This is a genomic window from Paenibacillus sp. EPM92, assembly GCF_016586185.1.
Classification (GTDB): Bacteria; Bacillota; Bacilli; order Paenibacillales; family NBRC-103111; genus Paenibacillus_G; species Paenibacillus_G validus.
The window spans coordinates 34,832-61,814 of sequence record NZ_BCPS01000054.1; the positions used below are offsets into that span (position 1 = coordinate 34,832).

23 protein-coding genes, 2 pseudogenes and 1 riboswitch are annotated in these 26,983 nt (G+C 57.2%); of the genes and pseudogenes, 11 read left to right on the forward strand and 14 right to left on the reverse strand.

The genetic code is table 11. The features are described 5' to 3' along the window. Positions 1 to 19: 19 nt before the first annotated feature. The gene (locus tag JMF85_RS10410; protein WP_201318157.1) at positions 20 to 559 is read left to right on the forward strand and encodes a hypothetical protein; all 540 of its coding nucleotides are present in this window, start codon (positions 20 to 22) and stop codon (positions 557 to 559) included. 207 nt (positions 560 to 766) lie between these two features. Here JMF85_RS10410 and JMF85_RS10415 read toward each other — a convergent pair whose 3' ends face one another. The 3 genes from JMF85_RS10415 to JMF85_RS10425 all read right to left on the reverse strand — a co-directional run bounded on the left by JMF85_RS10415 (position 767) and on the right by JMF85_RS10425 (position 4,571). Continuing rightward, positions 767 to 2,215 carry a DHA2 family efflux MFS transporter permease subunit gene (locus tag JMF85_RS10415; protein ID WP_054798344.1) on the reverse strand — a complete coding sequence of 483 codons (1,449 nt, stop codon included), beginning with the start codon at positions 2,213 to 2,215 and terminating at the stop codon, positions 767 to 769. Positions 2,216 to 2,346: 131 nt separating this feature from the next. Continuing rightward, positions 2,347 to 2,772 carry a MarR family winged helix-turn-helix transcriptional regulator gene (locus tag JMF85_RS10420; RefSeq protein ID WP_127608848.1) on the reverse strand — a complete coding sequence of 142 codons (426 nt, stop codon included), beginning with the start codon at positions 2,770 to 2,772 and terminating at the stop codon, positions 2,347 to 2,349. Between the two features lie 170 nt (positions 2,773 to 2,942). Beyond that, positions 2,943 to 4,571, reverse strand: coding sequence for an FAD-dependent oxidoreductase (locus JMF85_RS10425; RefSeq protein ID WP_127608845.1), 1,629 nt, complete (start codon positions 4,569 to 4,571; stop codon positions 2,943 to 2,945). Between the two features lie 188 nt (positions 4,572 to 4,759). On the opposite strand from JMF85_RS10425, the gene JMF85_RS10430 reads away from it, so the two are divergent. The 3 genes from JMF85_RS10430 (at position 4,760) to JMF85_RS10440 (ending at position 7,594) form a co-directional block, all read left to right on the forward strand. Further along, positions 4,760 to 5,998: an S-layer homology domain-containing protein gene (locus tag JMF85_RS10430; protein WP_127608844.1), complete on the forward strand. Its 1,239-nt coding sequence runs from the start codon at positions 4,760 to 4,762 to the stop codon at positions 5,996 to 5,998. A 170-nt stretch (positions 5,999 to 6,168) separates the two neighbouring features. Then, the gene (ilvA, locus tag JMF85_RS10435) at positions 6,169 to 7,422 is read left to right on the forward strand and encodes a threonine ammonia-lyase IlvA (protein WP_397375987.1); all 1,254 of its coding nucleotides are present in this window, start codon (positions 6,169 to 6,171) and stop codon (positions 7,420 to 7,422) included. Between the two features lie 16 nt (positions 7,423 to 7,438). Next, the gene (locus JMF85_RS10440; protein WP_201318159.1) at positions 7,439 to 7,594 is read left to right on the forward strand and encodes a hypothetical protein; all 156 of its coding nucleotides are present in this window, start codon (positions 7,439 to 7,441) and stop codon (positions 7,592 to 7,594) included. A 201-nt stretch (positions 7,595 to 7,795) separates the two neighbouring features. Here JMF85_RS10440 and JMF85_RS10445 read toward each other — a convergent pair whose 3' ends face one another. From JMF85_RS10445 to JMF85_RS10465, 5 genes are all read right to left on the reverse strand, one after another. Beyond that, on the reverse strand, positions 7,796 to 9,103 hold the full coding sequence (locus tag JMF85_RS10445; protein WP_141335107.1) for an aminotransferase class I/II-fold pyridoxal phosphate-dependent enzyme: 1,308 nt from the start codon (positions 9,101 to 9,103) through the stop codon (positions 7,796 to 7,798). A gap of 107 nt (positions 9,104 to 9,210) precedes the next feature. Further along, positions 9,211 to 10,155, reverse strand: a complete 945-nt coding sequence (glsA, locus tag JMF85_RS10450; protein WP_201318160.1) for a glutaminase A — start codon at positions 10,153 to 10,155, stop codon at positions 9,211 to 9,213. Between the two features lie 247 nt (positions 10,156 to 10,402). Continuing rightward, the gene (locus JMF85_RS10455) at positions 10,403 to 11,662 is read right to left on the reverse strand and encodes an MFS transporter (RefSeq protein ID WP_127608840.1); all 1,260 of its coding nucleotides are present in this window, start codon (positions 11,660 to 11,662) and stop codon (positions 10,403 to 10,405) included. Positions 11,663 to 11,734: 72 nt separating this feature from the next. After that, a complete protein-coding gene (gene asd, locus JMF85_RS10460) occupies positions 11,735 to 12,535 on the reverse strand; it encodes an archaetidylserine decarboxylase (RefSeq protein WP_201318161.1) in 801 nt (266 codons plus the stop codon). A gap of 158 nt (positions 12,536 to 12,693) precedes the next feature. Further along, the gene (locus JMF85_RS10465; protein WP_054798337.1) at positions 12,694 to 12,906 is read right to left on the reverse strand and encodes a hypothetical protein; all 213 of its coding nucleotides are present in this window, start codon (positions 12,904 to 12,906) and stop codon (positions 12,694 to 12,696) included. 258 nt (positions 12,907 to 13,164) lie between these two features. Further along, a riboswitch (TPP riboswitch) is annotated at positions 13,165 to 13,270 on the forward strand. A gap of 138 nt (positions 13,271 to 13,408) precedes the next feature. Here JMF85_RS10465 and JMF85_RS10470 point away from each other — a divergent pair. The 5 genes and pseudogenes from JMF85_RS10470 to tenA all read left to right on the forward strand — a co-directional run bounded on the left by JMF85_RS10470 (position 13,409) and on the right by tenA (position 17,054). After that, the gene (locus JMF85_RS10470; protein WP_054798336.1) at positions 13,409 to 13,993 is read left to right on the forward strand and encodes an ECF transporter S component; all 585 of its coding nucleotides are present in this window, start codon (positions 13,409 to 13,411) and stop codon (positions 13,991 to 13,993) included. A gap of 105 nt (positions 13,994 to 14,098) precedes the next feature. Next, a pseudogene (locus JMF85_RS28795) lies at positions 14,099 to 14,494 on the forward strand (ABC transporter ATP-binding protein); the annotation flags it as partial. 159 nt (positions 14,495 to 14,653) lie between these two features. Continuing rightward, positions 14,654 to 15,532: an ABC transporter ATP-binding protein gene (locus JMF85_RS28800; RefSeq protein WP_483874221.1), complete on the forward strand. Its 879-nt coding sequence runs from the start codon at positions 14,654 to 14,656 to the stop codon at positions 15,530 to 15,532. 6 nt (positions 15,533 to 15,538) lie between these two features. Continuing rightward, positions 15,539 to 16,333 (forward strand): energy-coupling factor transporter transmembrane component T family protein, encoded by a 795-nt coding sequence (locus JMF85_RS10480; RefSeq protein WP_054798335.1) that lies wholly within the window; start codon positions 15,539 to 15,541, stop codon positions 16,331 to 16,333. Between the two features lie 56 nt (positions 16,334 to 16,389). Then, positions 16,390 to 17,054 (forward strand): annotated as a pseudogene (tenA, locus tag JMF85_RS10485) (thiaminase II). 130 nt (positions 17,055 to 17,184) lie between these two features. Here tenA and JMF85_RS10490 read toward each other — a convergent pair. The 3 genes from JMF85_RS10490 to JMF85_RS10500 form a co-directional block, all read right to left on the reverse strand. Beyond that, positions 17,185 to 17,955, reverse strand: coding sequence for a pirin family protein (locus tag JMF85_RS10490; protein WP_127608835.1), 771 nt, complete (start codon positions 17,953 to 17,955; stop codon positions 17,185 to 17,187). Between the two features lie 60 nt (positions 17,956 to 18,015). Continuing rightward, positions 18,016 to 18,471: a MarR family winged helix-turn-helix transcriptional regulator gene (locus JMF85_RS10495; protein ID WP_054796937.1), complete on the reverse strand. Its 456-nt coding sequence runs from the start codon at positions 18,469 to 18,471 to the stop codon at positions 18,016 to 18,018. A 212-nt stretch (positions 18,472 to 18,683) separates the two neighbouring features. Beyond that, on the reverse strand, positions 18,684 to 19,433 hold the full coding sequence (locus JMF85_RS10500) for an EcsC family protein (RefSeq protein WP_201318175.1): 750 nt from the start codon (positions 19,431 to 19,433) through the stop codon (positions 18,684 to 18,686). A 181-nt stretch (positions 19,434 to 19,614) separates the two neighbouring features. Here JMF85_RS10500 and JMF85_RS10505 point away from each other — a divergent pair, with 181 nt between their 5' ends. Beyond that, a complete protein-coding gene (locus JMF85_RS10505; protein ID WP_054796936.1) occupies positions 19,615 to 20,184 on the forward strand; it encodes a DNA-3-methyladenine glycosylase I in 570 nt (189 codons plus the stop codon). Positions 20,185 to 20,249: 65 nt separating this feature from the next. Here JMF85_RS10505 and JMF85_RS10510 read toward each other — a convergent pair whose 3' ends face one another. Then, positions 20,250 to 21,476, reverse strand: a complete 1,227-nt coding sequence (locus JMF85_RS10510) for an aminopeptidase (RefSeq protein WP_054796941.1) — start codon at positions 21,474 to 21,476, stop codon at positions 20,250 to 20,252. 296 nt (positions 21,477 to 21,772) lie between these two features. On the opposite strand from JMF85_RS10510, the gene JMF85_RS10515 reads away from it, so the two are divergent. After that, positions 21,773 to 24,532: a WIAG-tail domain gene (locus JMF85_RS10515; protein WP_201318162.1), complete on the forward strand. Its 2,760-nt coding sequence runs from the start codon at positions 21,773 to 21,775 to the stop codon at positions 24,530 to 24,532. Between the two features lie 136 nt (positions 24,533 to 24,668). Here the strand turns inward: JMF85_RS10515 and JMF85_RS10520 are convergent, their stop codons facing one another. Beyond that, on the reverse strand, positions 24,669 to 25,772 hold the full coding sequence (locus tag JMF85_RS10520) for a YheC/YheD family endospore coat-associated protein (RefSeq protein ID WP_201318163.1): 1,104 nt from the start codon (positions 25,770 to 25,772) through the stop codon (positions 24,669 to 24,671). Between the two features lie 120 nt (positions 25,773 to 25,892). Then, positions 25,893 to 26,927, reverse strand: coding sequence for a ketoacyl-ACP synthase III (locus JMF85_RS10525; protein WP_236595814.1), 1,035 nt, complete (start codon positions 26,925 to 26,927; stop codon positions 25,893 to 25,895). Positions 26,928 to 26,983 lie beyond the last annotated feature (56 nt).

A 26,983-nucleotide genomic window follows, 5' to 3' on the forward strand; every position in this document is an offset into this window, starting at 1 on the left:
CAAGGAGGGAGGGGCTGCGATGAAAGCTGTGAAAGCGTTGATCGCCGTGCTCATCATCGGTGCTTTGGCCGGAGCTGCCGCGCTATGGTACGTCAAGCCGGCGGAAGCGCTCGATTTAAGTTATGCGCCGCTGCGATTAGACGACAAGCTGGCGGCTCTGCTGCTGGAGCGAAAGTTCGAAGTGAGCTTGAGCGAAAGCGAGGTCGACTCGCTGATCAAAAAATCGCTGGCCGCGCGGCCCCGCGTCCATCCCGATGCAACCGTAACGGGGGCGCGCTTTACGCTGCGCGACGGTACGCTCGTGGCCGACGTGAACTTGCTCGTCAAGGAGCGCTGGCCGGCAAGCGCGAAGCTTCGCTTCGAGCTTGCCTGGCAGGAGCCGGTCTTGGCGATCCGGCATGTCGGCACCAACATCCGGCAGGCGTCGCTTCCCCTCGATTGGTTCCAGCTCGATCCGCTCGACATTCGGCTGGATTCGTATATGCCCCGGCATATCGGCATCCGCAGCGTCTCGTTTGACGGCTCGGACATGAAGCTGCAGCTAAAACTGCGGTTTTAGCGAAACTACCCACGAAGCATGAATACCTGTAAATGGAATTATAACCGAAAAAATAGCGGAACTTGAGTGCGCTTTTTGCAGTGAACGGCAGTTTGTGAGCCGTCTGCCAGCAAATAAGGTACCTCAGTTCCGCTATTTTCTTTGATGCGCCCGGAAAGCGCAAAATCATTCATGAAATCCCGCTTTCGTTTCGCGGCGCAGAGGCGTCTAGCCGCTTACGCCTCTTGCAGGCCGGGCGGCTTCCTTCGCCGTTTTGTTCACGTCGTTATCCGGCTTCTTGCGATTGCGGAGCACGAAAGCGAACGGTATGCCGACGAGCACGATGAATGTGGCCAGCCAGTATACATCGTTCACGCTGTTCGTGAACGCCTGTGCGCCGAGCAGCGCCTTGTCTTGGACCGCACCGGAAGCGGCAAGCTCCTCCCCGTGCACGGTTACCCGGGAGGCGAGCATCGTTGTAAATAAACCGATCGAGAAGGAACCGAGTCCTTGGCGAGTCCAGTTATTCGCCGACGAAGCGTGTCCGGACAATTCTCTCGGAATAACTTCCATCCCCGCATTGGATGAAGGCATCATGGCCAGCGCGATTCCTATGTTCCGTACGGTCATCCAGAACACGATATAGCTGTGCGGAATGTCGACGCTTAATTGCGCCATTGCGGCCGTGCCGACGGACATCAGCACGATACCGGAGATGATCAGCCACATCGGGCCGATTTTCGTGTACAGCTTGCCCGTAATCGGCATGAAAATCGCCATCGCAAGCGAAGACGGCAGCAGGATAAGGCCGGTATCGAACGCCGACACGTGCTGAATGTTCTGCAGGAACACCGGCGTCAAATACGTGCCGGAGTATAGGCTGATGGTCATGATACAGCTGATGATCAAGGTAAACGTGTAACGCGGATACTTAAATACGCTCAAATTCAGCAGCGGCTGCGGCGTGCTGCGCTCGCGCCGGATGAACAGGAACAGGCTGACCAGCCCGACCGTGATGAGCGTGAGCGTCTTCCACGATGCCCAGCCGAAGCGATGCGCTTCGCTGAAGGCAACGAGCAGCGAGGCGCTGGAGATGATCACCGTAATAAATCCGTACAAATCGAACGATTTCGGCGTATTAAGCCGGTAATAAGGTATCATTTTGACAGCGACGACGACAGCGAGGACGCCGAACGGCAGGTTGATGTAGAACAACCAGCGCCAGTCGAACGATTGAATCAGCCAGCCGGCGAGCGTCGGCCCGAGCGCCGGGGCCAGCATCGCGGCCAAGCTCCACATGCTGATGGCGTAGGCCTGTTTGCTGCGCGGGATGACTTGATAAATAATGGTCATCGTCGCCGGCATGACCATGCCGCTGAACACGCCCTGCATAACCCGGAAAGCGATCAATGATTCGATATTCCAGGCGGTTGCGCAAAGGCCCGACGTTAACGTAAATCCGATCAGGGCGGTCACATATAAGTACTTGGTGCTGAAGCGGTCCCCTAAGTATCCCGTGATCGGCGAGATGATCCCGGTCGACAGCATGAACCCGGTTAGCGTCCATTGCACCATGCCGAGATCGGTTTGAAATTCATTCATTAGGACGGGAATGGCGACATTGATCGTACTCATCCCGAGCAAGGCCAGGAACGATCCGAAAAAGATGCCGATCATCACCGGCCAAAACGCGATATTCCCCGCCGCGCCTTGACTCTCATTCGTTGTTTCCTTCGTTGCCGGTTCGGTCGTTGACATTTTCATTCTCCTTCTTCGAGGTGAAATTAATGGGGGCTGTTGGGGCGGGCCTATTCTTTAGGCTGCATCGCTTTACGGAGCAGCCGGGTTAATTCGTCCACTTCCGCCGGCTCAAGTCTCGACCAGAAGCGTTCGACGAGTCCGGCTGCTGCGTCATCGAGCTCTTTCAGCGCTTCGAGTCCTTTCTCCGTAATGCGTACGTATACGACGCGGCGGTCCGCTTCCGTCAATATCCGTTCGACATAACCGCCGGACACGAGCTTCTGTGTCAGGTTGGTAATGGCCGGAAGCGTAACGTGAAGGGACTCGGCAATGGCGGAGCTCTTCATCTGACGGCCGTCGCGAAGCACCTCGAGCATGTAATATTGCTGGATAGGCAATCCTTGTTTCAGCAGAACGGACATGTCGGCGTGCCACTTGCGCATGACTAAACGAGTCCATTTTTCAATTGGAGAGGATGCATGTAATTGATCCAAAAAGGGTACCCCGTTTCTTTCAATAAATATTTTAAGGATAAATAGTTCAATCTTTTAACTAAATTATTGTAGTTGTTTTGTTCGAGGGTGTCAATTGAAAAAAAAAGCTCCCGGCCGACTTCATCCGGAAGTCATTCGGGAGCGATTCGCTGAGGCCGTCTCGGACGGCGCTATTTTTTTCTTGTTTTTATATAGGAGGGGTACACGATTTCGCCGGTATCGAGCTTAGCGAGCTCGTCGGCCGTCCAGCCGGTCAGCTTGTTGTTGCCGGTCACGCCGGTCAGCTTGATCTTGTACTTGCTTTCCAAGTAGGCATGGAGCGCCGGCATATCGGCTTCTGTCACCGCGCGCAGCTTCTGACGGCCCTGGATTTGCCCGAGGATGACGCCGATCGATTCGGCAGCCAGGCTCGTATTCGGCTGAATGCGCGCGCTGCCGTAAGCGATAGCGGAAGCGCCGACATTTTTACCGGCCATAATGACGTTGTCGAACCCTTTCAACAAAAAGCTGCGCAGCGGCATCCCGTATTTATCCGGGCGTCCCATCTCGATTCCCCACTTATTGGCGCTGGTGCCCTGCAGATCGAGCGGGTATCCGGCGATGCTGACGTTGTCCCAGAACATCTTCGCGCCGAGCATGTCCGACGGCTTCAATACGTAATCCGTTTCATAATGGTTGTACTCTCTAATATATAGGTAGTTCGGGAAGCCGTTCAGCTCCGCGTGTTCCCAGCCGACGATATTTTTGCGGAAATGCTCGAGAATGAGCGGCATCTCTTTCTTGCCAAGCTCCATCGCCTCCCGGATGGAAGCGTCGTTCGACGGATCGACGGTGTAGATGAGGAAGGCGTTGATCAACACTTCGCCGTCCCGCTGGTTAACCGCGTTCAATCCCCGCAAGAATACGCGATCGTTCGTCGGCTTGTACCGGCTCGTCATGCCCGAGAGGCTGATGGCGAAGCTGCCGTCGACCGAGCCCCAGCCGTACTTCGCATTACGCTCTTCCTTCGTTAATTCATTAAACTGCTTCTGGAATTTCGCCCAGTCGACGTTCTTGAACTTCATCATCAGGCCGGCGCTCATATACTCGACGTTGTTCTGGCCGTAAAAGGCTTCCAGTCCCGGCAGCCGGGGCACCTGCAGCTTGCCGACCAAGGCCGCGAAGTCGGTGTTGTCTACCCAGTAGGACGCCTCGATCCGTTTCTTCTGGCCGTCCTTCGATTTGTAGACGACCGCCTTCACCGCCTGCGGGCCAAACTCGCCGGGCTGCAGCTCAATGCCTTCGATGACGACGCCCTGCTCGACGGGAATGTCTTTGCTCAGCTGTTCGAAGTATTGCTCGAATTCCTTCAGCTTACGGATCTTGCCCTGCCGGAAGCCGTCAAACAGCTCTTTCGCCCGTCCTTGCACGAGCAGCCGGTGCTTGTCGTCGCGCGTTTCGTCGAGAAACAACATCTCTCCCTGCAGCACCTGGCCGCCGAACGCCTCGCGCGGGTCGATCACTTTCACTTTCAGCCCTTCGTCCGCCGCAGCGCGGGCCAAGTACAGCCCCTCCAGCTCGCTGCCGACGATGAGCACGTCAACCTTGTCCGCAGGGAGCGCCGTATCTTTCGTCTGCAGGGATTGTGCGCTTTCCGTATGTACGACGGCGTTCTTGTTCGAATCGCTTGTCGGCTGTGTCTGCGACTGCGTTTCCGTCCGGGAAGGAGAAGACGTATTCGTAAATAAATAAATGGCTGCGACCATGAGGAGAGCCGCCGTCGCCAGGACGACGGACAGCGTAGTTCCTTTGCGTTTCATCGGTTTTCATATCGCTCCTTTGGGGGGTATAGAGATAAGTCTATCATTTTTGCGACGGATCAGTAAGTGGCACCCCCACAAACATTTTCCAAGCGGCGAAAGCTATGGGTGAATCCAGGAACACTTCGCGAAGGTTCTGAGGTCTTACAGCCTTTTATTCATTCTACCCGGTTAAAGGAGATCTGATGATGAACAACACATTCAAAAAAACGCTTGTTTCGGGATTGACGCTGGCCATGGTGCTGGGAAGTTCGACGGCTGCATTTGCACACGGTAACGACAAAGACCGTGACAAAGACCGCAAAGATAACGACCGCAACGAACGCAGCTCGATCCAGACGAAGTATACGCCGAAGAGCGCTAACCTTGAAATCAAACTTACCTTTGACGATCTAAGAGGAAAAGACGTGGAGTGGGCGGCCAGATACATAGCGAGCCTGGCATCCAAGAAAGTATTCGAAGGCTATGAAGACGGCACATTCCAGCCTCGCAAAACGATCAGCCGCATCGAGGCGATTACCGCCGCCGTCCGGTTGATGGGTCTCCGCGACCAAGCGGAATCGCCGGAAGCGAAGCAGGCGAACTTGAACTTCAGCGATGCGAAGAAGGTACAGGAGAAATATCCTTGGGCCGTCGGCTACGTGTCTGTGGCGCTGCAGAACGACCTGTTCACGGAAACCGACACCATGGTGCAGCCGGAGAAAGAAGCGGACCGTCTGTGGGCGACGACGCTGCTTGTGAAGGCGCTCAAGCTGCAGGACGAAGCGAAGGCCAAGATGAATGCTAAGCTTCCGTTTAAAGATTCGAACAAAATTCCAGCGGGATCGGTCGGTTACATCGCCGTTGCGCTTGAGAAAAACTTGATCGACGGTTACGAAGACAATACGTTCCGTCCGAACCAACCGGTAACGCGTGCAGAGCTTGCGGCCTTGCTTGACCGTACGGGCAGCCAGCTGCCGGATCATACATCCGTCAAAGGCTCGGTTGTCGCTCCTGTTGCGAACAACATCCTGCAGGTGAAAGCTTCCAATAACGAAACGGTAAGTGTTGAGCTTGATGCGAACGCATTCGTATTCCGTAACGGCGCGCGCGTCGCTTGGAGCGAACTGCGTGCGAACGACCAGGTGCTGATCCGTACGTACGGCGGCAAAGCGATTTACGTGGAAGTCTTGAAATTAGCCGAAGGCAATCCGCAGCAAACGGTTGATTTTTCGGTGACGGGTACGCTGAACGGATACACCCTGAACTCCCAAGGGTCGATCGCGACGATTTCCATTAATCAAAATGTCAACGGCAGCGTTCAAACAGCCGTATACGGCGTATCGCCTGACGTGTATATCTCCGGTGACGTCAGCTTGCTGACAAGCGGTCGTTCGGTTGAGCTGCGCGGCAAACAACAACTCGTACACACCGTCATTATTCGATAATAGATAAAGATTGTTAGAGAGTAGAAAAAGGTTAGCCTTACAACGAAAGAACGGTCCTCCTCCTAAGTCTGCGGGCTTGGGGGAGGGCTGTTTTCGTTTTTATTATTTTCTTTTGGTCCGGGCCGTGTATAATAGTAGAAATTAAGTATAACGGGTGGGGAATGAAAACCATGGGCGAAAATCGGATCAAGCTGGAAGATATCCTTGTGGCCAGCCATGTGCTGAAGGATGTGGTGCATCATACGCCACTGCAAAAGAATTATATCCTGTCGGAAAGATACGGCTGCAATGTGTTCCTGAAACGGGAAGATTTGCAGGTGGTGCGTTCGTTCAAAATTCGCGGCGCTTATAATCTCATACGCAGCTTGTCGGACGAGCAGCTCGCCAAAGGCGTCGTCTGCGCCAGCGCGGGCAACCATGCCCAAGGGGTCGCATACTCGTGCAGAGCGCTCGAGATTCCGGGCAAAATCTTCATGCCGACGACGACCCCGCGCCAGAAGATTTCACAGGTGAAGCTGTTCGGCGGCAAGTTCGTGGAGGTGCTGCTGATCGGAGACACCTTCGACGATTCGCTGCGCGAGGCGCTCGCATACGGGGAACGGGAAGGGGCGGCGTTCATCCATCCGTTCGACGATGCGAAGGTAGTGGCGGGGCAGGGTACCGTCGGTATGGAGCTGATGGCGGACATGCGCGAGCCGGCCGATTTCGTCTTCGGCGGCATCGGCGGCGGCGGCTTGATGGCGGGCATCGGCACGTACGTCAAGAGCATCAGCCCAGGTACGCGCGTCATCGGGGTGGAAGCGACCGGCGCGCCGTCGATGAAGCAATCGCTCGATGCGGGGGGCATCGTTACGCTCGGCGAGATCGACAAGTTCGTCGACGGCACGGCGGTGAAGCGCGTCGGCGAGTTGAATTACACGATCGTGCGCGAGGTGGTCGACGACATTGTCGTCGTGCCGGAAGGCAAGGTGTGCACGACGATTCTCGAGCTGTACAACGAGAATGCGATCGTGGCGGAGCCGGCTGGCGCGCTGCCGGTGGCCGCTTTGGACTTGTACCGCGAACAGATCGCGGGGCGCAACGTCGTCTGCGTCATCAGCGGCGGCAACAACGACATCGACCGGATGCAGGAAATTAAGGAACGGTCGCTTATTTACGAAGGACTGAAGCATTATTTCATGGTTAATTTTCCGCAGCGTGCGGGCGCTTTACGGGAGTTTCTCGAGTTCGTGCTCGGCCCGACAGACGATATTACGCGTTTCGAATATACGAAGAAGACGAGCAAGGAGAACGGCCCGGCGCTCGTCGGCATAGAATTGAAGCATAAGGACGATTACGGTCCGCTGCTGGAACGGATGAACGAACGCGGTCTCCAGTACAGCGAGATCAATAAGGATCCGTACTTGTTTAATTTGTTGATTTGACGGAGGGTGAGGACTATTGCAGGAAAAACAAGAGACGGTGACCGACACGTTTTTGGAGGACTACGAGGAGTTTATGGATGAGGACGATCGTTGGCGTCCGGCGGGCCGATCCTTGCCGGGCGCGCGCGACCGCAACGGGCTCGCACGGAGAAGGCGCGGCACGCGGCTGTAGACGAATGCCGTAGAAGGCGTGAGGACAGGCGGATGAGCGTGCTGCGCGAAGGGGCGTCAGAGCGGAGTATGGGCGGCCTTCGCATATCTCCCGGCTGCTCCCGGCTGCACTGCGGATGTGGGCAACTACCAGACATCCGCACGCTCCCAACAAAAAAAAGCCAAGCTTGGACCGGAGCCGGTCGCAGCTTGGCTTTTACGTTTATTTGGCGGTGACGGCCTGGATGTCGAGCACACCTTGATAAATCGAATCGAACAACTCGTCGAGGTTCGCTTCTTCGATGCAGGAGAACGCGACGCGCAGGTCGGTTTCGCCGAGGGCAATCGTGCCGATGGCATATTTATCAAGCAAATGCGTGCGCAGCGCTTCGGCTTCGACCGTTTTCAGCTTCAGGCACATGAAATACCCGGAGTTGAACGGGTAGTATTCCCAGACATCGCCGTACTTGCCGCTGTCGAGCAGCGCTTTGACCCGGTTGGCGCGGCCCTTCATGATGTCGAACTTCTCTTGCTTTTGCGCCTTGAACTCGGGCGATTGCAGCGCATGCAGCACGAACGTCTGCGACGGGTGCGGCCCGCTGGAAATAGTGGCGCGGATAATGCCCATCGTTTTTTGCTCCAATGCGGCCAGCATGGCATCGCTCTGACCGGCGTAGGTGATGAAGCCTACGCGGAAGCCCCACACATACTCTTCCTTCGTTGCGCCGTCGATTTTGACGGACAGCACGCGAGGATGCAGGCCGGCAAGTTGCCCGGCAAGCGATTCCTGCAGGGAATCTTCGAAGAACAATCCGAAATACGCGTCGTCCGTGACGGCTACGACATTGATGCCGGCTTCGGCGGCTTCGCGGATCGCGGCTACAATCGCTTGGCCTTCTTCGGCGCCAGGCGTATATCCCGTCGGGTTGTTCGGGAAGTTCAGCACGACGATCGCTTTTCCTTTATCTTTTTGCGCCAGCAGCGCTTCGCGCAGTCCTTGCGCATTGAAGCGGCGGTCCGCATTATAGAGCGGATAGTACACAAGCTCGGCGCCGCGGCGGATGCCGAAGGTCAGCTCGTAGTTTTCCCAGTTCTTATCCGGAATGATGACGGCGTCGCCGGGACCGGCGAACAGGTCGGCGACGATGCTGAGTCCGTGCGTAAGCGCATTGGTGACGATCGGATTGCCGAGTCCTTTGCCTTGCAGGGACGGATTCTCCTCGATCATCTTTGCGCGCCAGGCGGCACGCAGCTCCGGCTTCCCGGCCGGAGGGGCATATTCGTAAATGTCCTTCGGTTGATAGGCGGACAGCGTGTCTTGGATCACCTTGAGGTGCATCGGCTGACCGTTCTCCAGCGCTGTTCCGATGGTTGCATTGAATTTCTTTGCTTTGGCCTTCGCCTCGGCGGATTGGCTCAAGATCCCTTCTTTCGGGAAGTAAATTTGCCGGCCGAGCTCGGATAGCATTTCGTAGACGTGCGCATTTTCCTGAGCGATCGTCTCGTTCAGTTTCTGGGCAAGAGAATTCATGAATTTCATTCCTTCCTAAATCTTTCTTCCGTACATTAGCCAATATTATACCACTTTGACGCGGGAGCGTCACGGTGGTTTTTCCCGGGCGTGTTGACGGCGGTCTGCTAAAAAATGCTCCAATCGCACGCTTCGGACATCGTCTGCAGCAAATGAACCCCGGCGACGCTGTTGCCCTTATCGTTCAGCGCCGGGCCTACGACACCGATGCCGTATTTGCCCGGCACCAGCGCGAGGATGCCGCCGGCGACGCCGCTCTTGGCCGGCAGCCCGACACGGATGGCGAACTCTCCGGACGCGTTGTACATCCCGCACGTAATCATGAATGACTTGGCGATCTGCACGTAGCGCCGCGGAATGAGCTCGCACCCCGTATCGGGCTCTTTGCCGTTCAAGGCGAGCACCAGCGCCATCCGGGCAATATGATGGCAGTTGACCTCAATGGAGCAGTGCTTGAAGTAGACGTCCAGCACCTCCTCAACATCTTCCTCCAGTACGCGGTTGTCCTTCAGAAAATAAGCGAGGGAGCGGTTCCGGTGCGCGGTCGCCGATTCGGAAGCGTACACCGCTTGATTGTACGTCAGCGACGCATCGCCGGCTATCGTACGAAAGAACGTCAGGATCCGTTCCGTCTTCTCCTCCGGCGTCCTGCCGCGAATCAACGAGGAAATGACGATCGCCCCCGCATTAATCAACGGGTTGAAGGGGATACCGGGTTCCACGAGCTCCAGCTTCAGCATGGAATTGAAGTCGTCCCCGGTCGGCTCCATGCCGACTTTGCGGAACACGCCTTCTTCGCCTTGATCCATCAGAGCGAGCAGCAGCGTAAATACTTTGGAAATGCTCTGCAGCGTAAATGCATGCCCGCACTCGCCTGCAGAGATTTTCTGCCCGTCGGGGGCCATAATCGTTACGCCTAGCGCATCGGCCGGGGCGTGTGCAAGCTCGGGGATGTAGCTGGCAGGCTTTCCGTATGCGGCTTGCTGCCGGCTGGCTTCCAGCCAGGACGGCAGCAAGCCGCATAACTCGGCCCATTCGGTCTCCGTTTTCATTGTAAGCCTCCTTGGCGGATGTTGCTCCGGGTTTTTCTCTAGCATACCCGTTTACGCCTGTTTTTGGAAGCTGCGACGCGGTTTACACAAGGAAAGACCAATTGCGTAGGCCCGTCGCGCATGTTCCTGAGTGAAAGGGATAGCCGCTCAAAGCGTCGCTGACACACACCGCCCTGCTAGGCAAAGAGAGCGGGCCTGTTGGCCCGGACCATACATCCGCATGCCAAAGGATGGACCGCTTGATCGTTTAAGCTTCCTCCTTCGCCCATTCCTGAAGCTTCCGGTCTCCCGGAAGGAAGAACGTAAGCAGCCCGATGATCGGCAAAAAGCTGACCCAGCTCATGACGCTTTGCAGGTGATACTTATCGATCAAACCGCCCAGCGCAACGGCGCCAAGCGCACCAAGGCCGAAGGCCAGGCCTGTGATCAGGCCGGAGACCGTGCCGATTTTGCCGGGAATCAGTTCTTGGGCATAGACGACCGAGACGGAGAAGCTGGATAAGATAATGAAGCCGTTGATCAGTAAAATCACGTAAGCCCAGAAGGCGTCGGCGTAAGGCAGAATTAGTGCAAGCGGAGCGGCGCCGAACATGGAGAAAAAGATGACGTTGCGCCGGCCGAATTTATCTGACAGCGGACCGCCCATGAACGTCCCGACCGCCCCCGCGGCGGCGAACAAAAAGATATACAGCTGGGCTTGCTCCAAGCTGATAGAAAACTTTTCCATTAAATAAAACGGGTAGTAAATCGTAACCCCGGCATGGTACCACGAACGGGCAAAGACGAGGAAGATCAGCATAACGACAGCAAATTGAATGTGCTTCTTCCGCTTTCGATCCATCACACGGACGCCGTTCCTCCGGGCGGCCGGCGGATTTGCGGCTACATAACCGCTATACCAGCGTGAAATGAACAGCTGCACGGCGATGCCGATGCCTGCGACCGCCGTAAACCAGATAGCGCCAATCTGGCCCAGCGGGGCGAACACGAGGGCGGTCATCACGGAAGCCAGCGATTGGCCGGAGTTGCCGCCCACTTGGAAGATCGACTGGGCGAGTCCGCGCCGGGAGCCTCCGGCCATGTAGGCGACGCGCGAGCCTTCCGGATGGAAAATGGCCGAGCCGACGCCGATCAGCAGCACGGACAACAGCACGAGCGTGTAGTTCGGCGCGATCGCCAGACCGAGCACGCCGAGGAACGTAAATCCCATGCCGATCGGCAGCATATAAGGGCGCGGCTTGCGGTCCGAATACAGACCGACCACGGGCTGCATGACGGAAGCGGTCATGTTCAGCGCAAAGACGATGATACCGGATTGCGTATAATTCAATTGCATCGTTTCTTTCAATATCGGCAGGATGGCGGGAATGACGGATTGAATCGTGTCGTTAAACAGATGAACCAGACTGATGGCAAGCAAAATGCGAAAGACAGTCGGCTTGACGTCGGCTTTCGGCGGTTGACGCAAAGCCGGACCGTCGGCGGCCGTTCGGGTTTGTAAAGACATGTGAAGCGCTCCTTTCCCGGAGGGAACATAAAAGTCGGTACGTGCAGGCTGGCAAGCACGTACCGACTCATTCTAACGCGAGGACTGGGCCGGTTTTAAGGTGCCGAGAGCCTCGCCCATTTTGACTTTGCTGCCGACTGTGAGATCGGATCGGGCTTCGTACGTGCCGCTTTCCATGAGCAGCACGACTGTAGAGCCGAACTCGAAATACGCGAGCTCGTCACCGGCGGACAATTTCTCCGGCAGCGGCGATACGTATTGGATGGAGCTGACGTTCAACGCGCCGACCTTGACGACGGCGACTTCGCCGGTACCGTGCTGCATGTACGTAATAAGCCGCTCGTTACGGCTGAGTACGCGGCGCATATGCTTTAACCCGAAATCGTTGACGGGGTACACTTTGCCGGGGATGTGCTCCTTCTCGATAATCGTTCCCGAGATCGGCGCATGAATGCGATGATAGTCGGTCGGGCTTAAGTAAAGCACGTAGAAATAGCCGTTCGTATAATTGATGCGCCGCGGGCTATGCGCCAGCAGCTCTTCGACGGTGTAATCCTGCCCCTTGACGCTCAGCATCGTTCCTTCGCGTATGTCGCCCATCCCGGTGATCAAAGCGTCTACCGGACTGACAACGCTGTTATCGGCGGTGTGAACCGGACGCAAGCCGGGTTTCAACCGTCGCGTGAAGAAGTCGTTTAACGACGCATATTCGTGCAGCGCTTTCTCCGCATCTTCAACGCGGATGCCGTACGTCTTGGCGAACTGCGCAATGAACTTGCGGCTGGCACGCGATTTGGCGAAGGCTCCTGTGAGGCGGGATACGGTCTTGCGCGATGAAAGTTCCGTTAAGAGCCGAAAAAACGTTATCTTCATGGGGTTTATGCGTCACCTGTTTCCTTCGTTAACGTAGTTTGAATCTATCGATATCTTGACACAGAACCGTAGACAAAGCAACCTGCAAACAGCCGTAAAAAAAGCACGAAGGCCCCCGAAAGGGCCTTCTACTTGCGCGGTCCGGTCGATTTTCACGCCTAGGTGCTTTTCTTGTATTCACCGCAAGTCATGCAGGTCGCCAAATTAACATGAATCGGGCTGCAGGAACCGGAAAATTTGGTGCAATGTACTGGCGTCCGGCAATACGGATCGCCATGCACCTGCGTGCAATATCCACAATGCGACACCATCTCGATGGTGACGAACACCGGTTCAACCGCTTCGAATTCACGATGAATTATGTTTTCCATGGTCTCGCTTCCTTTCCGTTAATAAAAAAGATAGCGCTTCCAATATGATCTGACGCCTTTTCTTATCGACTTCTGTCCACCGCTTTTGCCAGCTACCGAGAAACCCCCTTAGAACGTATCGACCAAATTATGGAATATGACAAATCAAAGTAATATTAACAGAATTCAAAACGATTGACTAGGCCGTTTCTGCAAAGATTTTTTTAAAAAGATAAGCAAGGAAAGCCATTGACATTTATTTCAATCGTGTTAATATGTTTATGTCACTAGGGGAGCCGCATCGGCTGAGATTGGATCAATAGATCCTAGACCCTCTGAACCTGATCTGGATGATACCAGCGTAGGGAAGTGGAGAGCGTAAGCACGCTGGTTCAATAGTGCTCACAAGGCCGCTTCCGAATCGATCGGGGGCGGCTTTTTTGGCGTAATCCGCACAGGGGAGACAGGCGAGCCTTGGGACGTCTTGTAAGGACAATTATTTATAAGAAGAGAGGGATCGTCCATGTCAAAAGGTTTGAAATTGACCGATATTTTGGTCACTATCGTGATTGCGGTCGTGTTTGCTATTATTTATCGCTTGTGGGGCGACGTATACAACGTACTTAAAGTACCAGGCTTGCAGTTGGAACAGCTCACGTACGGAATGTGGTTTATCGCTGCCACGGTTGCGTTCCTTATTATTCGGAAACCCGGCGTGGCGCTGCTCGCTGAAATTGCGGCTGCATCCGGTGAGCTATTGGCCGGTTCGCAGTACGGGGTCGAAGCTTTGACGTACGGCATTGCACAAGGGTTGTGCGCAGAGCTGATTTTCGCTGCGTTCCTGTACCGGAACTTCTCTTGGGCAGCGGCCGGCCTGGCGGGTATGGCTTCGGGCTTCGGCGCCGTGGTGTTCGATTATTTCAAAGGCTATTTGCTGGAACTGACAACCTGGAACTTGACGCTGTATATCGTATTCCGCTTCGTCGGCGCTTTCGTCATTTGCGGTCCTCTCGCTTATGCGCTTGTGAGCGCGCTGGAGAAGACGGGCGTGACCCAGTTGGTGCGTCCGGTCAACAAAAGCGATTATAACGCCCTGGAACGTAAATAAGCCATGATGAGCGCATTCGATACAGGAACGACAACTCCGGGTCTATGGGTATCGCAGCTTCGTTTGAAATTTCCCGGCAGCGCGTCGCTGCTGTTCGATGACTTGTCGCTGCATGTCCGGCCCGGCGAGAAGGTGCTGCTGCTCGGACCGAGCGGCTGCGGCAAATCGACGCTGCTGCAGGTGTTAAGCGGCTTGATACCGGACGTGATCGAGGTGCCGATGAAGTTCGACGGGATCAGCCGGCCGACATCTTGGGGATATTTGTTCCAAGACCCGGACGCCCAGTTTTGTATGCCCTATGTGGATGAGGAGCTGGCGTTTGTTCTGGAAAACTTGCAGGTGCCTCGGGAGAGGATGCCGGAGCTGATCCGCTTTTATTTGGAAGAGGTCGGGCTAGAGCTTGAAGATCCGCACTTTCCGATCGCCTCGCTGTCTGGCGGTATGAAGCAGCGGCTGGCGATCGCCTCGCTGCTGGCGCTCGATCCGGCCGTCTGGTTTCTCGACGAGCCTTCGTCGCTGCTCGATCCGGAGGGCACGCGCGAAGTATGGGAAACCGTCAAACGGGTGACGGCGAACAAAACCGTACTGATCGTCGAGCACAAGATTGACGATATCGTCGATTTCGTCGATCGGGTCGTATTGTTTGACACGGACGGCCGGATGCTGGCGGATGGGGAGCCTTCGCGTATTTTCCGCGAGCATCGACAAGAGCTGCAGACCTTCGGCATCTGGTACCCCGGCATATGGGACGACTACAGCTGCAAGCGTAAGCTTTCCGCCGAACGCTGCGCTGCATGCAAGCCGGGCGGAACAGGCGAGCCCTTGATCCGGCTCCGTCAATTTGCCGGATACCACGGCAAGGCGAAGAAGATTGAGGTGGACTTGGCCGAGCTGCATCCGGGCGAATGGGTGACCGTCGTCGGCAAGAACGGGGCGGGCAAAAGCACGCTGCTGTCCGCCCTGATGCAGCTCATTCCGACAGAGGGCGGTTATTGGATGAACGGGTCGGCGGTGAAGGGGCTGACTGACGTCGTCGATTCGGCCGCATTCGTCTTTCAAAATCCGGAGCTGCAGTTCATCGCGAACAGCGTGTTCGACGAAGTCGCTTTTAATTTCCGGAGGGATGGCGAACCGGAAATCGGCGTTGCCGCGAGAACGGAGGCGCTGCTGGACGAGTTCGGACTGCTGCCGCAGCGGAACCAGCATCCTTACCAGCTGTCGCTCGGCCAAAAGCGCCGGCTCTCGGTAGCCGCCGCCACGGTTAAGGCGCAAGCCTTGCTGCTGCTGGACGAACCGACGTTCGGACAGGATGCGGCCAGCACGTTCGCGCTCCTGGAGAAGCTGGAAGCGTGGCGCGCGGAAGGCATCGCGATCGTGATGGTGACGCACGATCCGGGCATCGTGCGCACGTTTGCCACCCGCGTCTGGGAAGTGCGGGACGGCAAGCTGGCTGCGGACATGCTTCCGGCTGCGTACGAAGCGACCGGCAGAGCGTCCGGCACTGGGTCTGAGCCGCAAACGGTTAAGGTGAGGAGTTGAACGTCCATGCCACTGATGAAGGCAGGCCGCGAAACGTGGCTGCACCGGGTGAATCCGAGTTTTAAACTGCTGCTGTCCGTCGTGATTTTCGTGATCGTGCTGTTAACGCATAACATTAACGTACTGATTCATGTCACATGGATGTACGTGCTGCTGCTGTTTCTCGCTTCCGGTCAGCCGGTGTGCAGGCTTATGCTGATTATGCTTCCGTTCGGGATCATGTTCGTTTCGTCCGCCACCTCGATGGTATTTTTCGGTCAAGGCGAGACGACGTGGTTCCGCTATGGCCTCGTGCATATTACGGAAGAGAGCTTCTTCCGAGGCATGCACATCGGCTTTAAAACGATCGACATGGCGCTGATCGGGCTGCTGTTCGGGTTGACGACGAATCCGGTATTCCTGTTTTATTCCTTGATGCAGCAGCTGCGGCTGCCGCCCCGCTATGCGTACAGCTTCATGGCCGCGATCCGGCTTATCCCGATTGCTGCAGCCGAATATCGCACGCTGCGTTCGGCCTTCCTGGTGCGCGGCGTGCGAATGCCGCGGGGCTTGCGCGGCGTGCTCGATTCGGTCAAGCGGTATGCGATTCCGCTGCTGGCGCAAAGTATCCGCCGCGCCCAGCGAATTGCCGTCGCCATGGAAGCGAAGCGCTTCTCCGGCAGCGGAGCGCGCACGTTTTATTACCGCATCGGCTGGTCGGGGAACGATGCGGCGCTGGTTGCGCTCATGGCGTGCATCTGGTGTGCCGCGCTCGTGTTTGCCACGCAGCTGCCGCACTTTAGCATGACAGACGTGCGTTAACCGCATGTCTTGCGAAGTCGATTTCATCGGAAAATTTGGAGGAGGCTGGTCTTTTTATGAAATTTTCAGAGCAACTTCGGGCTGCGGTCGATACAAGCTGGAACGCAAGCTTCGAACATCCATTCGTTCGCGGCATCGGCGACGGTACGCTGCCTCTCGATTGCTTCCGCCATTACGTGTTGAACGACGCTTACTATTTGTCGCAATTCGCCCGCGTGCAGGCGCTTGGTGCCGCAAAGGCCGGCGATCTGTACACGGTCAACCGGATGGCGGTTCACGCCCAAGGCACACAGGCGCGGAGCTTTCCCTGCATGAGAAGTTCGCCAAGCTGCTCGGCATCACCGAGGAAGAACACGCGGCGTTCGAGCCGGCGCCTACGGCCTACGCCTACACCTCGCATATGCTGCGCGCGGCTTATTCCGGCTCGCTCGGCGACATCGTGGCAGCCATCCTGCCTTGTTATTGGCTGTACTACGAAATCGGTGAGCGGCTGCAGTCCTGCACGCCTGACGAACCGATTTACCGCGAATGGATCGCAGCTTATGGCGGTGAATGGTTCCGTGAGCTGGTGGAGGAGCAGATTGCGCGGCTTGACGAGCTCGCGGAGCAGGCGTCCGAAGCCGATCGCGAACGGATGAAGCGCCATTTCGTGATCAGCAGCCGGTACGAGTACATGTTCTGGGAAATGGCTTACGACAAGGAAGCGTGGCCGATCGATTAAATCGTTGATAGGGTACAGAGGGTCGAGCTGAACAAGCAGATCTTCCGGAAAGCGGCGAAGGGGCAGCCCCTCAAGAAGGTCAATTCCTGACCTTGAGGGCTGCCCCTTTTGCTCAAGCCGGACGCGGTTATCAACGTTTCGGATATAACGGGTACGCCACTTGGGTCGGCACCTCGATCCAGATCATGCGCAACTTGTCGTTGTCGCCCGCTTTCAATGTCACTTCGGTTGGTTGGTCGGCTCGCATCGTCATGAAGTCTTGGTGGTTGAACGCCGTATCGGAGCCGTTCGCTTGCGTCCACGCGCCTTGGCCGCGAATGGCCAGCGCCGTCAGCGTACGTCCGCCGGGGATGGTATGCGTATAGGAAGCGCCCGGCTCGAGCTCGATGTCCCAGACGTGCACGTCGGCGACGAGCTCGATGGGCGAGCCTTCGCCGATCACCGTTTTGAGCACGGCGCCGTTCGCTTGGCGGATCGGGAACTCCTCATGCTCGAACTGCTTGTACGTCGGCTTCCGCTGCATGGCAGCGCGCAGCTCAGGCTCGAACCAAATCTGGAAGCCCTCCATATCGGGGCCGATGAACCGTTCCTCGTGCGAGACGCCCGAGCCGGTTTGCATCACCTGCGCACCGCCGGGGCCGACGACGCTGCGGGTGCCGAGCGTATCGCCATGCTCGGCTTTGCCCTGGATGACGTACGTCATGATCTCGAACCCTTGATGCGGATGCAGCCCGATGTAGCCTTCATGCTTGGAGAATGCCCAAGACCAGTAAAAAAGCGGTCCGACTCCTTTCACGACCGAGCCTTCGCCGGGAAATCCGACCGGCTTCCGCTCGGTGATTTTGCCTCCGTCGAAAGCGCCGGTACCCTGCATGCTTGGGGGATATACCATGATTTGCATAACAATCGTCTCCTTAATATCTTAATATTGAGATAAGTGTGCGGCCGGACACGCGGAGCGTTAGTCGGCGGGGAGCTTGAAACTTTCTTTAGCGCTGATACCCAGCTTCTTAAGCAGCGCGATCGCTTGCCGCTTCTCTTCCGATGTGAGTCCGGCCACCGCATTCGCAACGACTTGCTGGTGCGCAGGGAAGGCATCGTTCAGGAAGGCAACCCCTCGTTCCGTAATCTCGGCAAAACTGACCCGCCGGTCTTCGGGACAAGGCTTGCGGACGACAAGCTGTTTCTGCTCCAGCTTATCGATGACGTAGGTGATGTTGCCGCTGGTCATCAATATTTTCTCGCCGATCTGCTGCAGCGGCTGCGGTCCCTTGTGGTACAGCAGCTCAAGCACGCCGTATTCCGTCGGATTCAGCCCATGCCGCCGGATGTCCCGATGCGCGTGCGCCGTGACCCATTCGCAAGCCCGGGAGAGGACGACAAATAAGTGTAAAGATTCATCGCGTTCATTCGGCATAAGTATCGTCCTTTCTGCAATTTGAAGGAAGCAATAATCTTAATATTAAGATAATTCAATGGCATGTAAAAGTCAAGCTGCAGCCAGTCCGGCCACGAACGAACCTTCCTGCCTGCCCTCGAGGCAGCGCCCGGCTGGAAGGCTTGGCGGGGAAAGCGAGCCGCCGCCTTCCGATTCGCGCCGCGGCGGCTCCTCCGGGCGTCCGGTCCCGGCTAAGACCGCGCAGCCAGCCAGCGCATCCGGTACACGTTCATGCCGGTTTGGCCGAGTTCCTCGAGCAGGCCGTAATTGGCCCAGGCGCCGACGACGGCGCCGATGCCGGGGACGAGCTGCAGCATTTTACGGAAATCGATCGTATCGCGGTATTCTTGCTGCAGCTGCCTCCAGTCGATGTGCGATTCGAAGGAATCGGCCGGCGGCAGCGATTTCGACGTCTCGGGCCATTCGGCAAGCGTGCGAAGCAGGGCCGGCTTGATCGCCTGGCTGGAGAAGGCGAGCTGAAAGATGTGCAGGATGTACAACCGCTCCCGGTAGTCGAGCGTGGAATGTCCGTATACGTGGGCCAGCTCGAACAGAAACTTCATCTTAATGCCGATCAGGATCGGAAAATCGGCCAAACCGAGCAGCAGTCCGCCCGCTCCGGTGCCGGCGCCCTCGGCCGCGGCCAGCTTTTTGTAGAAAGCGAGCAGTTCCGCCGCCTTGTGATCCCGTTCGGCAAGAGAAGCGGCGGCCAGCGGCTCGTTCTTCGGGATATAGTCCATCGTGAAGAGGGCGGATCGTACGATGCCTTTGACGGCGGCGGTAATGGCCGTATGCACTTTCTCGGGAATCACCTGGTTAATCCGGGTTTGCACCGCTTTGGACGTTTTTTCGAAGAGGCCGGGCGTCCTCAGCAGCTCCTTCTCCCAACGGATCAGCGCTTTGGCGGTTTGCTGCTCGTACACGGTATATTTGCCGTTCATCATGATCTTCACCTACCGGATCGTATACTGGGTTCTCCATAGTTGATACGCATGGCAAAGAAAAAGTATGCGGACCGGAAACAAAAGGCATATTTGCTCCGGGCTGAAATTGTGGTATGATACGGGAACGTACGTTCTATAACAGGTAGGAATAACCGCGAGGATACAGGAGGTTGGAGAGATGACACACCGCTGCGAATGGGTGAATGAAGATCCGTTATATATAAACTATCACGACCACGAATGGGGCGTCCCCGTTCACGACGATCGCAAGCTGTTCGAGATGCTGGTGTTGGAAGGCGCGCAGGCGGGCTTAAGCTGGTACACCGTGCTGCGCAAAAGAGCCCGTTACGTCGAAGCGTTCGACGGGTTCGAGCCGTCCGTCGTCGCAAATTACGACGAGGCGAAACTGTCGGAGCTGCTCGCCGATCCCGGCTTGATCCGGAACCGGCTGAAAATCCGCTCCGCCGTCACGAACGCTAAGGCGTTCTTGCGGGTACAGCAGGAATTCGGCAGCTTCGACGCGTACATCTGGCGCTTCGTGGGCGGCGCGCCGAAACGGAACCGGTGGGCGTCGCTGCGCGAGGTGCCGGCGAGCACGCCGGAGTCGGATGCGATGAGCAAAGATTTGAAGAAGCGCGGCTTTTCGTTCGTCGGCTCGACGATCTGTTACGCGTATATGCAGGCCACCGGCATGGTGATGGATCATACGACCGATTGTTACCGGTATAAGGAATCGATGGAAGGTTGAGCAAGCCTACCGCACATCTGGCCAAAGACCCTGGTGGAGCTTTCTGTCGTCAGGGTTTTTGGATATTACGCCCAATTGCCGCGGCGAAAAACAGGTTCGGTCACGCCGTCTGCGGTGATGCCGTCGATGTCGAGCTCGTCCGAGCCGATCATGAAGTCGACATGCAGCAGGCTCAGGTTTGCCCCGAGCCCCTCGAGCTCTTCGGGATTCATGGATGTGCCGTTCTGCACGCAGAGCGGATAGGCGTTGCCGAACGCCAAGTGGCACGAAGCGTTCTCGTCGAGCCCCGTGTTGTAGAACAACACGTTCATACTTGCGATCGGCGAATGCTGCGGCACGAGCGCCACCTCGCCGAGCCGTGCGGCGCCTGCATCCGTCGCGATGAGACGCTGCAGCGTGTCCAGCCCGGTTTCCGCGGTGCAGGCCACGGCAACGCCGTTCTCGAACGTGATGCTGAACTTGTCGATCAACTGGCCGTTCCAGTTCAGCGGCTTCGTGCTCGCCACGGTGCCGTTCACGCGGTCACGGTGCGGCAGGGTGAACAATTCTTCGGTCGGAATGTTAGGGACGAAGAATGTGCCTTTCGCATTGCGAATGCCTCCCGCCACCCATTGGTGCTCAGGGGGCAAATCGATCGTCAACTCGGTTCCGGGAGCCTTGTATTTCAACCGCGCGTACCGCTTGGCGTTCATGCGGTCCGCATGCCCCTTCAACTGCAGCAGATGGTCGTGCCAAGCTTGCACCGGATCGTCCCGGTCGGCCCGCGCCGCCTGAACGAGATATTCCCACAGCTTGCGGATGGCCTCTTCCTCGCCGGAGCCCGGGAACACTTTCTGCGCCCATCCCGGCGAAGGCGCCGACACAATCGCCCAGCTGATCTTACCGGCTTGCATCAGAGCGCGGTATTCGCGCATGGCCGAGCCGTACGCCTTGCTGGCAGCGGACAGCCGCTCGGGCTTGACGTCCTTCAATAAGTCGGGCGTCGGCGAGTACACCGTTAAGAATGCGGCGTCCGCCTCCGCCATTTCCAGGTACCCGTTTGCCTTCCACTGCGGATATTCATGAAACGCCTCATCCGGCGCCAGCAAATATTTCATTCGTTTCAGCTCGTCGTCGTCCCATTCCACATGCACGTGTTTGGCGCCTGCCTCATAAGCTTTCTTCGCGATCAATCGAACAAAATCGGCGTTGTACAGCGGCGCGTGAACGACCAGCGTCTGGCCCGGCTGCACGTTAATGCCCACCTGCACAGCCAACCCGGCATATCGTTCGATGGCGGTTTGCAGCGAAATCACCTTCCATCATCCTTTCGCTTGGTTAACTTCGAACGGGACGGCTAACGGCCGCAAGTGACGTTCCGTCGTTCCCCCTCATTATGCGGATTTCAGCGCGGAATTACAACTGGATGAGGCGAATCGCTTGAACCTGGCGCTGCGTAGAATCCCGGCGTACCGCCGCGCTGGTACGCGACCGCCTATTTTTCACAGGGCGAATGACCACCGTATAGGGGCATGCATATGTTAGCAGTGATTGCTTAACCATCATCAGCGATGTACTGCAGGAACAAGGCATAGTAGGAGGATCCCGGATGAAAAAGGTGAACCGCCGGAATTCCGGCAATGTAATAAAGCCCCCTCAAAAGCGGGTCGATTCGTTATATGACGAATTACGCTGGTTGAATGAGGATCGGGAGAAGCGGAACGACGGAGATGCGATGAGCTGGACGCCCGCCGCGAATCTTACAAAGGAAGAACCGAATATTTCCTCGTCGGATGAGAGCTCGTTGAGGGCATCGACCTCGAATGTGACTCTTGAGGCGGAAGCTTCTGTATACACGGACGATTTGGCTGATGAAGCCGTCACCTCGGAGAAAATTGCGCGCTATGCGATTGACGGAAGCAAAATTAAACGAGGCAGCCTGGGCAAGGATACGTTGGCGGACTACGCCGTTGATACCTCCAAGCTGGCGGACCGCAGCGTAAACCAGCAAAAGCTGGCTTGGGGTGCGGTGACGCAGGAGCATTTGGCGACGAATTCGATAACGACCGATAAAATTCAGGACCGGGCGATCACAGGCAGCAAGCTGCTCGATAACAGCATCACGTCCGAGAAACTGGCCGATAAAACGATCGATGCGATCAAAATCGCCGAACAATCGATCCATACGTATCATTTGGCGGATGAGGCCATTACCGGAGAGCTGCTGCAAAATCAATCGATTACCTCGGATAAAATCAAAAGCGGCGCGATTCTCTCGGGCAATTTGGCAAACGGCGCCGTCAACACTTCCAAGCTTTCGGACGGCGCGGTTACCACTGAGAAGCTGCGCGATTTGTCCGTGACGGCGGCCAAGCTGGTGGACGGCGAGATAGGCACCGATAAGCTGGCTGACGGTTCCGTGACGGAGGAGAAAATGGCGCCTTGGAGTATCGGCGCGGAACAATTGAAGCCGAGGGCCGTCTTGAACGAGCATTTGACATCCGGTCTTATTCGCGGCGTCAACGTCGCTTCGAAACAGATCGAAGCGATTCACTTGGTTGATGAAGCGGTTCATACCGCTCATCTGAAGGACGGCACGGTCACTTCCGCGAAGCTGGTCAAAGGCGCGGTGCAAGGCTTGCACGTACAGGACGGCTCTATCGAAGGGAGGCACGTGGAGCCGGGCGTCATCGTGAGCCGTCACTTGGCCGATCGCGCTATCACCGTCGACAAGATGGCATCGTCGAGCGTCGGCACGCCGCAGTTGACGGAAGGAGCCGTGACCGAGGCGAAGCTGGCGGAAGGAGCTGTCAGCTCGCGGAAGCTGGGGAGAGGGGCCGTCAAGGCCGAGCATGTATCGGCCGGTACGGTCGATACGCAGCATTTGGCCGATCAGGCGGTGCAGGCGGGACAGCTTGCGCCGAAGGCGGTCGGTACCGAGCATGTGCAGGAGAGCTCGCTCACGACGGAGAAGCTGAAAGACGGCGCGGTCACGTCCGACAAGCTGGGAATCGGCGCAGTGCGTTCGCAGCATCTGCATGACGGCGCGGTATTGAACGGCCATCTCGGCAACCACAGCGTCACGACTTCAAAAATTTCCAGCGAGGCGGTGTCGACCGATAAGCTGACGAATTTGGCGATCACCTCGGCGAAGCTGGGGCAAGGGAGCGTCACGTCGGAGAAGCTTAGCCGGGAAGCGGTGCAAGCGGAACACGTTTCCCCGGGCGCGATTCATCACGTGCACTTGAGCAAAGCCTCCGTTCGCACCCAGCAGCTGGTTACCGGTGCGGTGACGCGCGAGAAGCTGAATGACGGCGCGGTGACGACGGAAAAGCTGGCGGAGGGTGCGGTGACCGGCGTAAACCTGGCGGAAGGGGTGGTGCGCGGCGCGCATCTGGCGCCGGGGGCGATCGGCACGGAGCAGCTTGCCGCGGAATCGGTGACGACGGATCGGCTGGCGGATGGCAGCGTCACCTCGCAAAAGCTGGCGGACGGGAGCGTCACGACCGACCGTCTGGCGGATGGCAGCGTCACGTCGGAGAAGCTGAGCGCAAACGCCGTGAACAGCTCGGCGCTTGAAAGGGGTGCGGTGACGGCGGAAAAGCTGGCGGCCGGGGCGGTATCGACGGATCATGTAAGCGTCGATTCCATAGACGGCCTGCACATTATGCAGGAAACCTTATCGGGGTACCACTTGATCCCCGGTACGATTTCGATGCTTCATTTGGACACGTCGCTCCAAACGCTGTTGAACGGATTTTCGGCGAGCGAAGCGGCAAGGCAGCTTAAAGAGGCCGTTGAAGCCGAGCTGGAGCTTAAAGCAACGCCGGAAGCCGAATTAGAAGCGGCCGAGACGGAGACGAAGGCAGCGGTCATCCTTCCCGGGAACTCGGCTGCGGAAACGTTCATCGATGCTTCGTACATCGAACCGGTTGCGGAGACGGCCGAAGCGTTTACGATAGAGTCCGTCGCAGAGGACCAGAGCGCTCGGCAAGAGGCTGAGAACAAGCTCCGGCTGCATGCGCTATCGCCGGAAAGCGGGATGGTGACCGAAAGCGAAGCAGCTTCCCCGCGGTCCTACCTGCGTCCGGTGCAAGCGATAGCGGGGCAAACCGTTGTGCAGCAATTCGGATTAAGCCTGTTCAACCTGTACACGGAAGAGGAGAAAGTCGAATTGCTTGTCACGTTCGATCAACCGTTCGCTGACGCTAACTACGTGCTCGTAGCCACGTCAAGCCAGTCGGATGCCTTTGCCGTTGTGAAAGAAAAGCTGGCTGATTGCGCGATCCTCGAGCTCGTTCGTTTGAAATCGGCGGCCGATATTCAAGGGATCGTGAACTGGATTGCGATCGGCCCCCTGAGCGAATAAGGCGGCACTGGCCCCCCGCGGCATCTTCGAAGCGCCGTGCCGGCATAAGGTCGAACGATCAGGCGACGCCTGGTTCGCCATATGCGGCGAGACATGAAGAAAGGACCTGAACGGTCCTTTCTTCATGTTCGGACGTTCAAACGTGGCCGGAACAGCTGTCGAGCAAATATTTGGCGTATGCCATCGGATTGTCGTACGTAGCGATCCATTCGCTCAGCATGCCGGCTTCGCGGAAGCTGTAGCGCTGGTCTTTACCGTTGCATTCGATAAACAGCGGGTAACCGTCCGTCGTGATTCCGACGTCCAGCCCCAAATCTGCCAGATGCGGAAGCCGATCGGACAGATGGGAGGCGACAAGTATGGAGAAGTTATAAATACGCTGTACGACTTCCTCGGGGTCCAGGTGAGCATATTCTTCTTGCAGGATGAGGGGCAGCTGGTAAGTCGTGCCGCCTTGGGCGACGTTCGTCACGAACGTATGCTTGGAGGCGACTTTGGCGACGATTCCCGTTACATCCCAGCTTCCGTCCGCCGTCCGCTGCACGGAGACGCGCAGATCAAACGGGCTTCCTTGAAACGTTGCCAGCGGCAATCGCTGCTGTACGATGTACGTTTCTTTTCGGAGGCGGCTGCGTAGGACGGCCGGCAGCCGCGTTCCTTTCCATCTGACGGTGCGCCACTTTTGGTTCACCGGGCCGAACGAAATCGGATAGGACAGCTTCCATCCTGTTGGGGTCCGGTCCATTCTCATCACGCCGCGTCCGATGCTGCTGTTGTTCGGCTTGATGATCAACGAGTCGAACCGTTTCATCAATCGTGCGATACCGTCCGGCGTAGCTCGTCGGGTTGCCGGCAGGTGCGGATGCAACGAAGGGTTTTCCAGCATCAATTGATGGATGCGCAGCTTGCCGTACCGGTTCCAGCGGTTGAACAGCTGGCGGCCGTCGCGAACCCAGGAAGACAACCGGCGATCCTGGGATTTGCTCAGATAGATCGCCCGGTTGTGTATGACAAGCGGAGCGGGGATTTTCCGCCGTACATAACCTTCGAGCTGCTTTACGTAGGCTTTCACCGTCTTTTGCCCGGCGCGAAGATCGCAAATTCTGAAGAAGCAGGGGGTGAATCCGTATTTTTTCCCCGCCTCTTCATAATGTTCAATAGCTTCGTATTTCCAAGTTCCCAACGGGATTTTACGGAGTTCGTTATCATTCACGAGAATGCCCACGTAGGGAGGATACACGGCGATCCCTCCTCGATCTGTTATCGATCCTTACCTGTGACGATCGTTTATACAGCATATGTCGGGGATCGTCTGGCGGTATGGACAGGTGTCGTAGGCATTCGTCCGGATGTTCCGCGTTTATCCTTCCTTCAGGTCGCTCCACCGCATCAATAGCCCGCCGTGGACGAAGCCGCCGCCGAAGCCGAAGAGCAGCAGCCGATCCCCGTCCCGGAACCGTCCCATCCGAACGGCTTCATCCATGGCCAGCCCGATGGTGGCCGCCGATGTGTTGCCGTAACGCTCGATTGTGTGCAGCGTTCGTTCGAGCGGGAGGCCGGTTTTGTCGCAGATGGATTCGATAATGCGCAGGTTGGCGCTGTGGGGGAGGAACCAATCGATGTCGGCAGTTGTCAAGCCGGCTTGGGCGAGCAGCTCGGCAACGCCCTTTGGGACGGTTTGCACGGCGAATTTGTACACCTCGCGCCCGTTCTGAACGAGCTTTCCGTCTCCGCGCAGGGGGGCGCCGTTCAAGCTTGCCGCTGTGTTCGAGCGGTACAGATGCGCCGCCCCGTTGCCGTCGCTGCCTGCGGTATAACTGAAAAACGCAGGCTCCGAGCGGGGATCGTCCGTCCGCTCGAGCAGCACGGCAGCCGCCCCGTCCCCGAACAGGATGCAGGTCGTGCGGTCGGTATAGTCGGCGATTTTGGACAGCGCGTCCGCGCCGATGACGAGCGCCTTCCGGTGCATGCCGGAAGCGATCATCCCGTCCGCCACATGCAGGCCGTAGACGAAGCCCGCGCAAGCCGCGCTCAAATCGAGCGCAAACGTCTGCTCGATGCCGAAGTGCGCTTGCACCAGGCAAGCGGTGGAAGGAAACGAGAAGTCAGGCGTGCTCGTACAAACCAGCAGCAGATCGACATCGTGCAGCGCCACGCCGTAGCGCTCCTGCATATTTTGCACGGCTCGAATGGCCAGACGGCTCGTGAACTCGTCAGGCTCGCCGATGCGGCGTTCGCGGATACCGGTGCGCTGTACGATCCATTCGTCGTTCGTGTCGATCATGCGTTCAAGCTCGGCATTCGTCAATATGCGCTCAGGCACATAACTGCCGATAGCGGTCATCCGGGAACGGTAACGCGGCCCGGACATCGGGAGAACAGGTTCGGTAAACATGATTAAACACCTCGATCGAATAAAATGGGGTCACTGTTCATGTATGCAAGAATATG